Origin of the sequence: Pseudoalteromonas sp. BSi20311, assembly GCF_000239875.1 — a bacterium.
GTDB lineage: Bacteria > Pseudomonadota > Gammaproteobacteria > Enterobacterales > Alteromonadaceae > Pseudoalteromonas.
Window position 1 is genome coordinate 102,869 of sequence record NZ_BADU01000153.1, and the last position, 14,201, is coordinate 117,069.

General features: G+C 41.3%; 14 protein-coding genes and 1 pseudogene. 11 read left to right on the forward strand and 4 right to left on the reverse strand.

The genetic code is table 11. The features are described 5' to 3' along the window. Nucleotides 1-103 precede the first annotated feature (103 nt). The 7 genes from P20311_RS15410 to P20311_RS15440 all read left to right on the forward strand — a co-directional run bounded on the left by P20311_RS15410 (nt 104) and on the right by P20311_RS15440 (nt 4,829). Complete coding sequence (locus P20311_RS15410; protein ID WP_008114568.1) at nt 104-541, forward strand: MerR family transcriptional regulator; 438 nt, start codon at nt 104-106, stop codon at nt 539-541. Then, nucleotides 538-2,778: a heavy metal translocating P-type ATPase gene (locus tag P20311_RS15415; RefSeq protein ID WP_008114569.1), complete on the forward strand. Its 2,241-nt coding sequence runs from the start codon at nt 538-540 to the stop codon at nt 2,776-2,778. The genes P20311_RS15410 and P20311_RS15415 overlap by 4 nt, the downstream gene beginning before the upstream one ends. Nucleotides 2,779-2,799: 21 nt before the next feature. Further along, nucleotides 2,800-3,153: a cupredoxin domain-containing protein gene (locus tag P20311_RS15420; protein ID WP_008114570.1), complete on the forward strand. Its 354-nt coding sequence runs from the start codon at nt 2,800-2,802 to the stop codon at nt 3,151-3,153. A gap of 57 nt (nt 3,154-3,210) precedes the next feature. Continuing rightward, entirely contained in the window at nt 3,211-3,426 is a 216-nt protein-coding gene (locus P20311_RS15425; RefSeq protein ID WP_008114572.1) for a TIGR02450 family Trp-rich protein, read from the forward strand. Nucleotides 3,427-3,963: 537 nt separating this feature from the next. Further along, on the forward strand, nt 3,964-4,176 hold the full coding sequence (locus P20311_RS15430) for a calmodulin (RefSeq protein WP_008114574.1): 213 nt from the start codon (nt 3,964-3,966) through the stop codon (nt 4,174-4,176). A 155-nt stretch (nt 4,177-4,331) separates the two neighbouring features. Further along, nucleotides 4,332-4,544 (forward strand): calmodulin, encoded by a 213-nt coding sequence (locus P20311_RS15435; protein WP_008114577.1) that lies wholly within the window; start codon nt 4,332-4,334, stop codon nt 4,542-4,544. Between the two features lie 69 nt (nt 4,545-4,613). After that, nucleotides 4,614-4,829, forward strand: a complete 216-nt coding sequence (locus P20311_RS15440) for an EF-hand domain-containing protein (protein WP_008114579.1) — start codon at nt 4,614-4,616, stop codon at nt 4,827-4,829. A 66-nt stretch (nt 4,830-4,895) separates the two neighbouring features. Here the strand turns inward: P20311_RS15440 and P20311_RS15445 are convergent, their stop codons facing one another. After that, nucleotides 4,896-6,506 carry a M28 family metallopeptidase gene (locus P20311_RS15445; protein WP_008114581.1) on the reverse strand — a complete coding sequence of 537 codons (1,611 nt, stop codon included), beginning with the start codon at nt 6,504-6,506 and terminating at the stop codon, nt 4,896-4,898. A gap of 161 nt (nt 6,507-6,667) precedes the next feature. On the opposite strand from P20311_RS15445, the pseudogene P20311_RS15450 reads away from it, so the two are divergent. Further along, nucleotides 6,668-8,038, forward strand: a pseudogene (locus P20311_RS15450) (Gfo/Idh/MocA family protein). Between the two features lie 68 nt (nt 8,039-8,106). On the opposite strand, the gene P20311_RS15455 reads toward P20311_RS15450, so the two are convergent. Beyond that, complete coding sequence (locus P20311_RS15455; RefSeq protein WP_008114588.1) at nt 8,107-9,684, reverse strand: LysM peptidoglycan-binding domain-containing protein; 1,578 nt, start codon at nt 9,682-9,684, stop codon at nt 8,107-8,109. 189 nt (nt 9,685-9,873) lie between these two features. Continuing rightward, complete coding sequence (gene gloB, locus P20311_RS15460; RefSeq protein ID WP_008114590.1) at nt 9,874-10,647, reverse strand: hydroxyacylglutathione hydrolase; 774 nt, start codon at nt 10,645-10,647, stop codon at nt 9,874-9,876. A gap of 53 nt (nt 10,648-10,700) precedes the next feature. Here gloB and P20311_RS15465 point away from each other — a divergent pair, with 53 nt between their 5' ends. Then, nucleotides 10,701-11,462, forward strand: a complete 762-nt coding sequence (locus tag P20311_RS15465; protein ID WP_008114592.1) for a class I SAM-dependent methyltransferase — start codon at nt 10,701-10,703, stop codon at nt 11,460-11,462. A gap of 14 nt (nt 11,463-11,476) precedes the next feature. Here the strand turns inward: P20311_RS15465 and rnhA are convergent, their stop codons facing one another. Continuing rightward, nucleotides 11,477-11,941 carry a ribonuclease HI gene (rnhA, locus tag P20311_RS15470; RefSeq protein ID WP_008114594.1) on the reverse strand — a complete coding sequence of 155 codons (465 nt, stop codon included), beginning with the start codon at nt 11,939-11,941 and terminating at the stop codon, nt 11,477-11,479. A 68-nt stretch (nt 11,942-12,009) separates the two neighbouring features. On the opposite strand from rnhA, the gene dnaQ reads away from it, so the two are divergent. Further along, the gene (gene dnaQ, locus P20311_RS15475; protein WP_008114597.1) at nt 12,010-12,723 is read left to right on the forward strand and encodes a DNA polymerase III subunit epsilon; all 714 of its coding nucleotides are present in this window, start codon (nt 12,010-12,012) and stop codon (nt 12,721-12,723) included. A gap of 9 nt (nt 12,724-12,732) precedes the next feature. Further along, a complete protein-coding gene (locus P20311_RS15480; protein WP_008114598.1) occupies nt 12,733-14,103 on the forward strand; it encodes a TIGR03503 family protein in 1,371 nt (456 codons plus the stop codon). Nucleotides 14,104-14,201 lie beyond the last annotated feature (98 nt).

Consider the following 14,201-nt stretch of genomic DNA (forward strand, 5'->3'; position numbering starts at 1 on the left):
CTTTACTTTCTTCCCCCACCCCAGTCGTGTGTTTAATTAATTGTTGACCTATGTGTCACACATAGGTTTATTATGTTGTCATTAAATAACCAGAGGTTTAATGATGTACGTAAAGCAATTAGCTAAAACACTGGGTGTAACCCAAGACACGGTGCGCCATTACACGCGAATAAAACTGCTTAATCCTATTCGTAGTCAGCACAATGGTTATCAAGTGTATACCGCAGCGGATCAGCAACGTTTAAAGTTTATTATTAGTGCCCGTCAACTTGGTTTTTCAATAAAAGATATTCAACAAATTATTGCACAGTCAGAGCAAGGGCAGTGTCCTTGTCCGCTAACACGACAATTAATAGCAAAGCGACTAGAGGAAACAGAGCAGCACTTTCAAGAAACACTTAAATTACGCACGCGAATGCAAGCGGCGGTTAAACAGTGGGATAAATCGCCTGATGGGGCTGTAAGTGCCGATATATGTAGCTTAATAGAGACCTTTGTTGATCCGATCTCTGAAGTTAAAAATACTAAGGAAGCGTTATGAGTAATGAATCCACCACGCAAAACTTTATGATTGAAGGCGCAAATTGCGGTAGTTGCGTAGCTAAAATAGAGAAAGCGCTGAAAAATGTAAAGGGTGCACAGCGCGTTGAAATGAACTTTGCCGATCGAACTGTGCAAGTAGAAGGTTGTGCAAAGGCTAAGCAGCTAATGCAGGCTGTCGCCGAAATAGGCTATCAAGCTAAACCTATGAATAGTGACTCTCAGCAAGACGCCCTAGATGAAAAAGCCGAAGCTGATAACGCGCACTACAAAAAGCTCATGCGCAATATGGTATTGGCATTAGGTTTGGGTGCGCCATTAATGCTTTATGGTTTAATTTTTGATATGAGTGTCACCACCCAAACTCAGCGCATTGGCTGGTTTATTGTTGGAGTGATGACGTTGGTGGTAATGGCTGTGTCGGGTAAGCAGTTTTATACTGGCGCGTGGCAGTCATTTAAAAATCATACAGCGAATATGGATACTTTGATTGCGCTTGGTACGGGTACAGCCTGGCTATATTCAATGGTGGTGGTGATCATGCCAAGTATATTACCTGAGGTGGCTAGACACGTTTATTTTGAAGCCTCAGCGATGATCATAGGCTTAATTAGTCTTGGCTTAGCTTTTGAAGTAAAGGCACGAGGGCGCACCTCTGAGGCGATTAAACGCTTAATTGGTTTACAACCTAAAACTGCACGAGTGATCCGTGATAACCAAGAGCAAGATATCGCTATAAGCCAAGTTGTAAAAGGCGATGTGGTTCGTGTGCGCCCTGGTGAGAAAATTTCAGTCGATGGAGATGTCATCGAAGGCAGTAGTACACTAGATGAATCAATGCTCACGGGTGAACCTATGCCAGTTAATAAAGGTGAGGGCGATAAGGTTGTTGCTGGTAGTATAAATAAAAGTGGTACTTTGTTGTTTAAAGCAACCCATATTGGCAGTGAAACCACCTTAGCGAACATTATTAATATGGTTAAACGTGCACAAAACTCTAAGCCTTCAATTGGGCGCTTAGCCGATGTTATTTCAGGTATATTTGTACCTACAGTGATGATTATTGCGGTGCTAGCAGGTTTAGCATGGCTTAACTTTGGCCCACAGCCGAGTATTGCTTATGCGGTTGTTGCAATAACCACAGTTTTAATTATTGCTTGCCCGTGTGCACTTGGCTTAGCTACACCGATGTCAATTATGGTAGGCATAGGTAAAGCTGCTCAGTCGGGTATACTTATTCGTAACGGTGAAGCGCTACAAACAACAGCTAAAATCACCACCATGATCTTAGATAAAACAGGCACTATAACCGCTGGTAAGCCAACCGTGACCGATGTGGTTACGTTCAACCAAAGCGACAGTACCGAGGTGCTAAAGTTAGCAGCTAGTCTTGAAAGTAGTTCTGAGCATCCATTAGCCGAAGCTATTGTTAATTATGCTAAAAACCAAAATATCACCCTTGAAAAAGTCAGTGGTTTTAATGCTATCACTGGGCAAGGTGTGACCGGTACCATTAATGAGCAAAGCCTATTGTTTGGCAATCAGGCACTGATGAAAAGCCACAATATAGATATTGCAGAGGCAATACCTCAAGCCGAGCAGCTTGCTAACGCTGCTAAAACGCCGATGTACTTTGCTATTGGCAATCAATTACATGCCATAATCGCAGTTGCTGACCCAATAAAAGAAGACTCAGCTGAAGCTATTAAACGCTTACAAAATAATGGTATTCATGTGGTTATGCTGACAGGCGATAACCAAGCGACCGCTAAAGCCGTTGCCAGCAAAGTCGGTATTACAGACTTTATAGCGCAAGTAATGCCAGATGATAAAGCCGGTGAAGTGACTAAGCGCCAATCTCAAGGTGAAATTGTGGGCATGACTGGCGATGGTATAAATGATGCGCCAGCGTTGGCACAAGCCGATGTTGGATTTGCGATTGGCACTGGTACAGATGTAGCTATTGAAAGTGCGGATATAACGCTGATGCGAGGCTCGCTTCATGGCCTTGCAGATGCGATAGCTGTAAGTGGTGCAACCATAACTAATATAAAGCAAAATTTGTTTGGTGCGTTTATTTATAACATTGCAGGTATTCCGGTTGCTGCAGGGCTGTTGTATCCGTTTTTTGGTTTACTACTAAACCCAGTCGTAGCAGGGGCGGCAATGGCTTTGTCATCGCTAACGGTGGTTACTAATGCCAACCGATTACGTTATTTTAAACCGAGTAAATCGTAATTTTCTTTGGGGGTCTTCATTATGTTATTAATTAATTTATTAGGCGTTTTACTTATTGTCGCTATTATTTATTGGTTTTGGTGGTATGAGCCAAATAAAGTAAACAGTGATAGCAATCAAATAACCATTACGGTGAGTAACGGCGTGTATTCACCAGCGTATATTAAGGTGGCAGCGAATACGCCTCTGACTCTGAGCTTTAATCGACAAGACAGTTCTCCTTGCGCTGAAACAGTGATTTTCCCCACCCTTGAACTCAGTGAAACGCTAAGCATGGGTGAAAATGCACCTATTGAGATACCTGCGCTTGATGCCGGCGAATATGCCTTTCATTGCCAAATGCAAATGTATAAAGGTAAGTTATTGGTTTCGTGATAAAACTAAACGTGTCTCTGATGCGTATGCTCAAGCAGAAAATATAAAAGGTGTAGTATGAATAAATTAAATCCTAAAAAACTGCTCAATAGCAAGTGGACTGCCATTCCAGCCATTAATAAAGAAAAGCACTTTATTATTGTTGAGGTCGAATTTGATGAAGACGGTAATGTGATTGAATGTATCACTGAGGCGGTGATGTCAAAAAATCAATATCCTATTCAGTGGCGCGATTTAAAAGATGAACAAAGATGGCGTCAAGGCTGGAAGTGACCCCTTATACTCATGCCCAAATAAATGGGCATGAGTGATATCAAATTAGTATCCCGCGCGCAGTTTATTCCCTGTTTTTAGTCTTTATTCGCCATACGGCGACAAATCCTTATTTTTTCCTTCCCCGTTAAAAAATAAATTTATATGTTTCTAAAAATTCATTTAAGTTGTTTATTTTCAATTTGTTACCTATTTAACTTAACCTGTTTAATTACGCGTTTTTAATTTGTTCAGTTGCGATTTATCCCTGTAGCGGCTCAGTCTGGTTGTTTTGTGCTTTATTAATGATAGATGTGTCTTTTTTAGATTATTTAACTTATTGAATTTTAAAGGGTATCTTTTTAGTTAAAAGTAGCTGTTGCAAAAGAGCAACAAAATGCGAGGCGTTTTTAAGTAAAAATCACATTTTTATTTTTAACTTGTTGTTTATAAATTAAAAAATAAACATGGCATTGAAGTTGTTATACCTAAGCTGTATTTAGCAAAAAGTGCTTAAGCTTAACGCTTAACTTTACAACCCAATGAAGGAATTACGTTATGACAACATTTAAATCAACACTGGTATTAATGGCTATTGCTTCTTCATCTGCGGCGTTTGCTGCAACAGATTTTGACACACTGGATGTAGATGGTAATGGCGCAATAAGCCAAGCTGAAGCATCAGTAGATGCCTCACTTATGAGCAAGTTTACAGAGCTTGATACGGATAAAAACGGCGAGCTTTCTAAAGCAGAATTTTCTAAGGCTTAAAAGGCCAATACTCAACGCTATTACTTATTCTGAGTTGCCAAAGACAACCTAAATAGGCAAGGGAGCCTATGAAAGAGAATTGCTAGGACGTACGGTTATAGCGTTGAGTCAATTAATTTATACCCAAACATTGCATACTTTGAAGGATTAATATTATGAAAAAATTACAGTCGACTCTTGTACTTATGGCACTTGCTTCTTCATCTGCAGTATTTGCCAGCACAGACTTTGAAACCCTTGATGTAGATGGCAGTGGCACAATTAGCCAAGCGGAAGCATCGGTTGCAGCCGAACTTATGGAGCAGTTTGCAGAGCTGGATGGTGATGGCAATGGTGAACTTTCTAAAGACGAATTTTCAGCATACTAACTTTATAATTCCCTAAGGATCTTTGAAAAGGATTTCTTACCCACTTTTTTATTAAGCTAAGGATTTATTATGAAAACATTTACTAAAACGCTTGCTTTAATTGCACTTGCTTCGTCTTCTGCCGCTTTTGCTGCGGTTGATTTTGATTCATTCGATACAGATGGTGATGGCGTGATCAGCCAGTCTGAAGTACAAGCTAATTCACAATTAGCTAAATTATTTGATGACTTAGATACTGACGGTAATGGTGAATTATCTAAGCAAGAATTTGCTAAAGTTCAGTAACAAACATGCACAATCTTTAACGATACAGATAAAAGCAGCCGAATAATTTCTCGGCTGCTTTTTTATTTACTTATCTTCTAAACGTTTGGCTTTAAAGTCAGATTCATTTATCCACTTAGGCCAATCGCGATTATTGGCAAGTTGACTAGCTATATCTATAACCAGCTCGATATCCTGTTTTGCACCAGCTAATGACCATGTATCTGAATAGTCGTCGGCTTCCTTATGGTATTTATGACTGATGTAGTCAGGGTCGGTATCGCCTAAGCTCATAAACAGTAAACTTGGCACGCCTTGTTTAGCGAGTGAAAAATGATCTGATCTAAAAAACAATCCATTTTGTGGGCGAGGATCCATTTTTACCACGCGTCCTTGTGCTTTAGCCACGTTTGCTAAGTAATACTCCATTTCGGATAGGTTGCTACCATATTGCAAAATATAATCGGTTTCATCGAGTACGTTCATACCATCGATATTTAATAATCCGACCATTTTTTTGGTGGCAATTATATTCCCATTGGCAAATTCTTCTGAGCCAATTAGACCTGTTTCTTCGGCAGTAAAGTTAGCAAACAGGATTGAGCGCTTAAACGGCTTTTGCTGATGCATTTTGCTCATAATGCGAGCTATTTCAAGCGTTGCTGCGGTGCCCGAAGCATTATCGACCGCGCCATTATAAATTTTAGGCCCGTTGTCGGTTTGTTTAGTACCAAAATGATCCCAATGAGCACTAATAATAACGTATTCGTCAGGGGTTTCACTGCCTGTAATTTGTGCAATCACATTATGTGATTTAGCGTGTGACACTTCATTTTTAAATGCAAGGTTCGCCTTTAAGTTCAATTCTTTGGCTTGAAATTGCTGACTTAATGCGTGTTGCTTTAATTGTTGATAATTTAAGTTTGCCGATGCGAATACTTGTTCAGCCGCATTAAGTGTTAACCAGCCCATAACCGGCAGTTCAGATGCATTAAGGTTGTTGTCCATCAAGCTATACTTGGTGCCCGTGTTTGAGCTTTCAACCACGCCCCAAGGGTATGCGGCTGGGGCTGTTTCATGAACAATAAATACCGCTTTTGCACCTTGGCGCGCGGCTTCTTCATATTTATAAGTCCAGCGGCCATAGTAGGTCATGGCATTACCTGTAAATAGTGTATCGTCTTGGGTGGCAAAGCCCGGATCGTTCACCAGCACAATAACGGTTTTATCGGTTACATCAACATTGGCATAGTCGTTCCAGTTATATTCTGGCGCGTTAATCCCATAACCAACAAATACAATATCGCTATTGCGGACATCAATAATCGGCTGTAACTGCTTTGTACGGGCGGTGAAGTCTTTACCTGCAATAAAGCTAAGCTTCCCCATAGTTAATTGCATGTTTTGATCTGCAGTTAGCATGGCCATTTTAACTGGCTGTAAATACTTCCCTTGATACGCGCCAGACAACCCCATTGCTTGGTATTGCTCACTTAAATAGCCAACGGTTTTAACTTCACCTAAGGTAAGCGGGCCGCGTCCTTCAAAGTCATCTGACGCTAAGGTTTTAATATGCTGTTTAAGATTATTTAAACTAACACCAGGGGTGTTTTCAAGAGATGAAGCTGGCGTTGTAGGCTCAGAGCAACCCGTTAGTGCAATAGCTAAAAAAAGTGCAGTGATTTTTATATAAGACATAACTACTTAAAATAATAATTTTTTTCGACTATAACCCCAAGTAACCGGTAAATGCGAATTTTTATCTCTTTTAACCTTATTTTTATGTCGCTTACCTCTTCACCTATTTACCCGTTCATCGCCTTTAGGTAAGTTAAAACAATAACAAAAGGGATAAAGCAATGAAGCAATTTAATCGTCGAGACTTTTTAAAAGCAGCCAGTGTTGCCGCAGCTGCAGGTGTAGTGAGTGGTTGTGCATCAAGTCGCAGTGCTAATGCAAGCGCACCAAAATAGCAAGGGCGCAGCGTTATTGGTTTAGTCGCGCCCAAAATGGATGTGGTTAGAGTGGGCTTTATTGGTGTGGGTCAGCGCGGTTATGGACATGTAAAGCGTATGAGTCATATAGAAGGTACGCAAATAGTCGCTATTTGTGACACGCACACTGAGGTGCTAGAGCGAGCTGCTAATTATTTAGTTGATAAAGGGGTAGCTAAGCCGGCGTTATATACTGGCAGTGAGCACGCCTATCAACAAATGCTTGAACGACAAGACATAGATATAGTCATTATTTCTACTCCTTGGGCATGGCATGCACCTATGGCTATCGATACTATGAACAGCGCAAAACATGCTTTTGTTGAAGTGCCCCTGGCACTGACTGTTGACGAAATGTGGCAGATTGTAGATACCGCCGAACGTACTCAAAAAAATTGCATGATGATGGAAAATGTGAATTACGGTCGCGACGAGTTAATGGTATTAAACATGGTGCGCCAAGGTGTATTTGGGGAGCTGTTACATGGCGAAGCGGCCTATATTCATGAGCTTCGTTGGCAAATGAAAGAGCTTGAGCACAAAACAGGCTCATGGCGAACGCAATGGCATGCAAAACGTGATGGTAACTTATATCCTACGCATGGATTAGGGCCGGTATCGCAATATATGAATATAAATCGTGGCGATAGGTTTGATTTTTTAACCTCAATGAGCTCTCCTTCGCTGGGTAGAAGCGCGTATGCACAACGCGAATTTGCAGCGGATCATTCCCGTAATCAGCTTAATTATATTGCCGGTGATATGAACACGACACTGATTAAAACTCTCAAGGGGCGCAGTATTATGGTACAGCACGATACAACAACCCCTCGGCCATACTCTCGACATAACTTAATCCAAGGCACGAATGGTGTGTTTGCCGGTTTCCCTAATCGTATTGCACTTGAAAATGGCGGATCAACAAGTTTTCATGAATGGGATTATGATATGAGCGCATGGTATGAGCAGTACGACCATCCCCTATGGATTAAAATGGGTGAAGAAGCGCAGCGTAATGGCGGCCACGGTGGCATGGATTTTTTAATGTTTTGGCGAATGATTTATTGCCTAAGAAATGGCGAGCCGCTGGATCAGGACGTTTACGATGGCGCAGCATGGTCGGTTATTTCACCGTTATCAGCACTGTCTGTGAGTGAGCGTAGCCGCTCAATTGATATTCCCGACTTTACTCGCGGTGCATGGCAAACAGCACAGCCTTTAGGCATTGTAAGCTAAGGTTTATAGCAGGCACAAAAAAAGAGCGCATGCGCTCTTTTTTATTTAACAGCTTATTACAATAGGGATCAGCTACTTCTTACATCTACTTTTAATTTAAGCTTTTGTCCTGGCTGTAAGTATTTTTGCCCAGCAAGGTTATTCCATTTAATAATATCGCTCACTGTTAAATTAAACTTAGACGCAATACGCGCTAAAGAATCACCTCGGCGTACTTTGTAGGTAATAGTACGATTAGTGTTATTCGCCGATTCTTTAGGCTGGTTCGCTGACTTATAAACAACCAACTTTTGATTTAAGCGCAGTACTGCATTTTTCTTCAGCTTATTCCACTTAGCTAATTCACTCATAGTTACATCGTATTCGCGGCTAATATCCCAAAGGGTATCGCCACTTTTTACTGTATGAGAAAGTTTAGTGCGTAAACTTTTATTAGCGGCCGCACGTACTTGCTGAGGCAAATGTTCACTGTTAATTTTACCATCAGTGAGTGGTACTAAAATTTGTTGACCCACACGAATTACGTTTGAGTTAAGCTTATTTAATGACTTAATCGCGCTGATACTAGTGGTAAATTTATCTGCAATCACCGACAAGCTATCGCCACGTTTTACCTTATATTGCTGCCAGCGAAGACGGTTTTTAACCGCTGTGGCGGTGAGCTTTTCAGTGAATTGCTCTACTTTATCGGTAGGAAGTAATAAAAAGTGTGGGCCATCAGGATCGGTTGCCCAGCGGTTAAATCCTGGGTTTAATCGATATAGCTCGGTGAGGGTCATGTCGGCCATATCCGCAGCCAATGCTAAATCTATTTGTGACTCAATATTAACCACTTCAACCACTTGCGCGTTAATAATAGGCTTCCACGACACATTAAAATCATCTGCACGTTTGAGCAAATCAGCCAAGGCCAATAATTTAGGCACGTAGGCGGTGGTTTCACGAGGCAAATCTAGCGACCAAAAATCGGTAGGTAAATGCTTTTTACGATTCTTTTTAATCGCTCGCAGCAAGCGGCCTTCACCTGAGTTATAGGCGGCAATTGCGTTTAGCCAATCACCTTCAAGGGTTTTGTGCAAGTACGAAAGATAATCAAGCGCTGCGCGAGTAGATTGAACAATATCGCGACGACCGTCATACCACCAGTTTTGTTTTAAATCGAAACGCTCACCAGTTGCAGGCATAAATTGCCAAATACCCGATGCAGTTCGGTGCGAATAGCCATAAGGGTCGAACGCACTTTCTACAATGGGTAAAAGTGCAATTTCGATAGGCATTTCACGCTTTTCAATTTCTTCAACAATAAAATGTAAATACGGCTCAGCACGTTTAGAAATACGATCTAGGTAAGCCTGATGACGTGCATAATAATTTCGTTCAGCGACCACAGGGCGGTTTTGTGGAATATCTATAGATAATTGGTAACGAATACGCTCCCAAACATCGTCAAACACGGGGGCTTCTTCTTCGATGTCGTTTACTTGTTGATATTGCGCATTCATCATTAATGCAGTGCTAATATCATTTGGGCTAGCGCCTTCAAGCTGGTTTTGGGCTTGATCTTGTGAATCTGTGTTTAACGTTGTCAGTGTTTGACAACCGCTTAGCGTCATCGCTAAGACCAATAAAAGAGGAGATTTATTCATAAATACCAATACATAGGGTAAAAAACTCGGCGAATACTACCCATAATGAGTAAACATTGCCACTTATGAGCGTTAAAAGTTCCAAACAAATATGATTAGAAAATGTTAACTTATTGTTTATTAACTAATCGTTTTATTATTGTTGTTGCTAGAGCCTGTTTAGCCTTAAAAGGTCGAACAGACCTTAATTTAAAAATTGTCTTTGAACTTTCTCAGACTAGCAAAGTTTTCCCAAGGTTCATTGTTTTTTGTAACTAAACAATATTCTTTTGGTAATGACTCTGTAATATTGGGTAAATTGCTACGCATAAATGGGTTTATTTTCAGCTCTTGGCCTATGGTGCTTGGCAAGCTTATTTCATCGTCTTTACGCAACTTTTCTACTTGCTCGCTGTAAGCGAGTAATTCAGGGTTTCGTGGCTCAACCGCTTTTGCAAAGGCCAAGTTTGCTTGGGTGTACTCGTGGGTGCAATATACTTTGCAATCACTTGGCAGCGCACGCAACTTATTAAATGAGTGCCACATTTGCTCTGGACTGCCTTCAAATAAGCGCCCACAACCGCCACTAAACAGGGTGTCGCCAGTAAAGGCCAGTTCATCATTAATATAGCAAATATGGTCTAGAGTGTGCCCTGGTGTTGCTATAATCTCAAATGGAATACTTAATACGCTAATTGTGTCACCTTCATTTAAAGGCGTTGTTATTCCCTCAAATGGGCTATTACTAGGGCCATAAACTGCAATGTTTGGGTACTGCTTTACTAATTGAGCTACACCATCGGTATGATCATAATGATGATGGGTAATTAAAATACCGCCAAGGGTTAAGTTATGCTGTGCTAAATGCTCTAAAACTGGCGCTGATTGTCCTGGGTCAATCACCCACGCTTGGTTATTCTGCTCGGTGGTTAAGCACCAAATGTAGTTATCAGAAAAGGCTTTAATTGCTTTGACTTGCACCATGTATCGTTGCTCTATAAAGTGGTATTTAATTAATATTATAACGAGCTTATATAATGAAACCAGCCCTTAGTTTTCAAGAAGGCCCCAAACCGTTGTCATGGCAGCAGTTTCCGCATGGTGATTATTTACGTTGTGATATAGAACGCAAATTATCGCCGTGGTTACCGCGTATGTTTGGCTATCATATGCTTAAATTGGGTAACTTAAGTGCTGAACTCGATACCAGCAAAAGCTCTATTAAGCATCAAGTATGCGTTGCAGAGCCTGGCCCATACACTGGAGTAGTGGCCGATATAGACGAACTGCCTTTTTATGAGCACAGTATAGATGCCTGTATTATGAGCCATTGTTTAGAGTATCACTCAGATCCGCATCATATATTACGTGAGGCGCATCGAACCCTTATTCCAGGCGGTTATATTGCCATTACGGGTTTTAATCCGTTTAGCTTTTGTGGGTTAGCGCAATTGTTGCCATTTAGCCGTCAAAAATTACCGTGGACAGGGCGCTTTTTCACCCCGGCACGAGTTAAAGATTGGCTAAATTTACTTGGATTTGAAATTGTGGCCGATGAGCGTTTTATATATTCGTCGTTGGCACGGGGTAATCGCTTATCGCGGTTTGCATTTTGGCGCAGCTTTACCAAGCAATATTTAAAACCTATGGGCAGTGTGTATTTGCTGGTGGCTCGAAAGCGTGTTGCGCCACTTACGCCAATAAAACCTAAGTGGCATGCTCGTCCACAATTTGCGCCAATAAAAGGGGTAGGGCTTAGGCAGACCTCAAAACAGCATTATCAGCAAAACAAAAAGTAATTAGAACCTATTGGTTACGGTTGATAACCTTCATCATCGAGTAAGTCGCTGCCGCTGGCTGCATCACGAGCAAGGTCGTCAACAATTTCGTTATATTTATGGCCACTGTGGCCTTTTACCCATTTCCAGGTAACGTCGTGCTCGGCACAGGCTTTGTCGAGACGTTTCCATAAATCGACATTCTTAACCGGCTTTTTGGCCGAGGTTTGCCAACCGCGTTTTTTCCAATTGGTGATCCATGACTCAATACCCTGCTTAACATATTGGCTATCGGTAGTTAGGGTTACAGGGCAAGAACGGTTAAGGGATTCCAGCGCCACAATGGCTGCCAGCATTTCCATACGGTTGTTGGTTGTAAGCTTGTAGCCTTGGCTTAATTTTTTTTCATGGGCTTCATAAATCATAAAAATACCATAACCACCGGGGCCTGGATTACCTAAACACGAACCATCGGTGTAAATCTCTACGGTTTTTTGCACTGTTTTACCTTGATATTATGTACAATAAAGTGATTATAGAAAGATACCAGAGTCAGGCTTAATTCGATATGGCACGCAGACAAATAGTTTTAGATACAGAAACCACCGGCATCGACCCTAAACAAGGGCACCGTATCATTGAGATCGGCTGTGTGGAGCTTATGAATCGTCGGTTAACCGGCAATAATTTTCACGTTTACATTAATCCGCAGCGCAGCATTGAAGAAGAAGCAATCGATGTTCACGGTATTACTAATGAATTTTTACGCGATAAACCGCTTTATCGTGATATTGCTCAAGAGTTTTTTGACTATATTAAAGGGGCTGAGTTAGTTATTCATAATGCGCCGTTCGATATTGGCCATATGGATAATGAATTTGCGTTATTAAACCAAGGCTATCAAAACACCCATAGTTTTTGTGGCGTGCTTGATACCCTTAAAATGGCGCGTGACTTGCATCCAGGGCAAAAGAACAACCTAGATGCACTTTGTCGCCGCTACGATGTTGATAACACTAAGCGGACGTTACACGGCGCCTTACTGGATTCTGAAATTTTAGCCGATGTTTACCTGGCAATGACCGGGGGGCAAGTAAAGCTAAACCTAAATCAAAACAAAGATGACTCAAGTGAAGATCAAAAAGGCGGTATTAGACGCCTAAGTAGCGACAGGGCGCCTCTGGTAGTTATAGCAGCTAGCGATGCAGAGCAAAGCGCACATCAAACGCGTTTAGACATTGTACAAAAGGAGGGCGGCCATTGTTTATGGCGCGCTGAATAGGGCATTATTATGAAAACGCTATTAGTAGTTTCACTGCTTTTAATTGCCGTGTGTTTCCACCCCGATGCACACAGCGTAAAGCAAGTTGAAGAGTTAAAAGGCAGCGGTAAACAAAATGAAATCCCGTTACTGGATAACCGTTTTCGTGTTGATGACAAAATTGATGAAATAAAATTAATATTCTTTAGACGCCCAGGATCGCCTGCCGTTATTTTAGTAAGACCCGATGGCACTAAATACTTTGCTATTAATGCGGTGAGAAACACCAGCCTTGATTGGTACGATGAATTAAATTATGACTTAGTGGTTATTCGCAATCCCATGCCAGGGCCGTGGCAAGTTATTGGCCAAATAATGGCAGAGAGCCGCATTGTTGTTATTGGTGAGTTATCACTTAAAGTTGAACCACTGCCTAAAATTCTTTTTCAGGGTGAAACTGTAAAAATAACCGGTGAGATTTTAAATGATGGCGAGCCGATTCGTGCCAACCTATTTAAAGATGCGGTCTCGCTTAATGTGAGCTTTGTGAGCACCAATAATGAGAACTTTGAAAACTTTGGTGCAGGCATACAACAAGTAACCGAATTTAAAGATGATGGCTATGGCTTTGATGAGCGTGCCAAAGATGGTGTGTTTACCGGTGAGTTTACTTTAAATTTTACACCCGGCGAATGGCGTCCTGAGCTTTACATTACCACCGACGTATTAGAGAGACGGGTGGTTCAAGATGCTATTGTTGTACATGAGCCGCCCTTTAGCTTCACCTCCGTTGAAGCAACCGAAGAGGGTGACGATCATCGCATTACCATCAATATTGATGATAAGCTTTTAAAAGCTGAAACGGTGATCATGCAAGGTAAAATTTATTATCCCAATGGTGAAGAACAGGTATTTTACTTAGATAGTAACAGCACCACAGCGAGAGAGTTGGCTTTACAAGATTATGGTTGGGGACGATACAACATCGAAATCTCTGTTTTTGGCTCAACAATTAATGACCGAGAGTTTATGGCCACATTGCCAACCTATTTATTTGAAATAGAAAGACCGATAGAAGTGATTGCAGAAATTCCAGTTGCCAGTGTCACCGAACCAGAAAGTATTCCTGTGCCAGTTGTAAAACCAAAAGTAATGGCCACGGGATTAATGGTTAGTTTAATTGTTGGTGGAAATTTAGCCATTTTATTTATAGGTTGGCTATGTATTCGTGTTTTTGTGCAGAACAAACCATTAAAACTTAAATTGAATTTAACTTTTTTAAAGAAAAAGAAAGCCGTTGAGTCAAAAAAAGCCGAGCAGCAAAAATCAGATGATTCAGAAAGTAGCTCAAAAAATGACAAATCAGGTGGAATTTTAAACCTTTCGATGTCAGATGACTAAAAAACCTGTAAAAAAACAAAAAAGCCCTTGACGAAGCAGGGGCTGGTTCGTATTATTCACGCCGCTGTCAGGGGAGACTCAGACAGAAACGAAAATGC

Bases quoted from the DNA above. Each gene is read 5' to 3' on its own strand.
- P20311_RS15435 (WP_008114577.1), top strand. From the start codon at position 4,332: ATGAAAAAATTACAGTCGACTCTTGTACTTATGGCACTTGCTTCTTCA.
- P20311_RS15420 (WP_008114570.1), top strand. From the start codon at position 2,800: ATGTTATTAATTAATTTATTAGGCGTTTTACTTATTGTCGCTATTATT.
- P20311_RS15425 (WP_008114572.1), top strand. From the start codon at position 3,211: ATGAATAAATTAAATCCTAAAAAACTGCTCAATAGCAAGTGGACTGCC.
- P20311_RS15465 (WP_008114592.1), top strand. From the start codon at position 10,701: ATGAAACCAGCCCTTAGTTTTCAAGAAGGCCCCAAACCGTTGTCATGG.
- dnaQ (WP_008114597.1), top strand. From the start codon at position 12,010: ATGGCACGCAGACAAATAGTTTTAGATACAGAAACCACCGGCATCGAC.
- P20311_RS15445 (WP_008114581.1), bottom strand. From the start codon at position 6,506: ATGTCTTATATAAAAATCACTGCACTTTTTTTAGCTATTGCACTAACG.
- P20311_RS15480 (WP_008114598.1), top strand. From the start codon at position 12,733: ATGAAAACGCTATTAGTAGTTTCACTGCTTTTAATTGCCGTGTGTTTC.
- P20311_RS15410 (WP_008114568.1), top strand. From the start codon at position 104: ATGTACGTAAAGCAATTAGCTAAAACACTGGGTGTAACCCAAGACACG.
- P20311_RS15440 (WP_008114579.1), top strand. From the start codon at position 4,614: ATGAAAACATTTACTAAAACGCTTGCTTTAATTGCACTTGCTTCGTCT.
- P20311_RS15415 (WP_008114569.1), top strand. From the start codon at position 538: ATGAGTAATGAATCCACCACGCAAAACTTTATGATTGAAGGCGCAAAT.
- gloB (WP_008114590.1), bottom strand. From the start codon at position 10,647: ATGGTGCAAGTCAAAGCAATTAAAGCCTTTTCTGATAACTACATTTGG.
- P20311_RS15455 (WP_008114588.1), bottom strand. From the start codon at position 9,684: ATGAATAAATCTCCTCTTTTATTGGTCTTAGCGATGACGCTAAGCGGT.
- P20311_RS15430 (WP_008114574.1), top strand. From the start codon at position 3,964: ATGACAACATTTAAATCAACACTGGTATTAATGGCTATTGCTTCTTCA.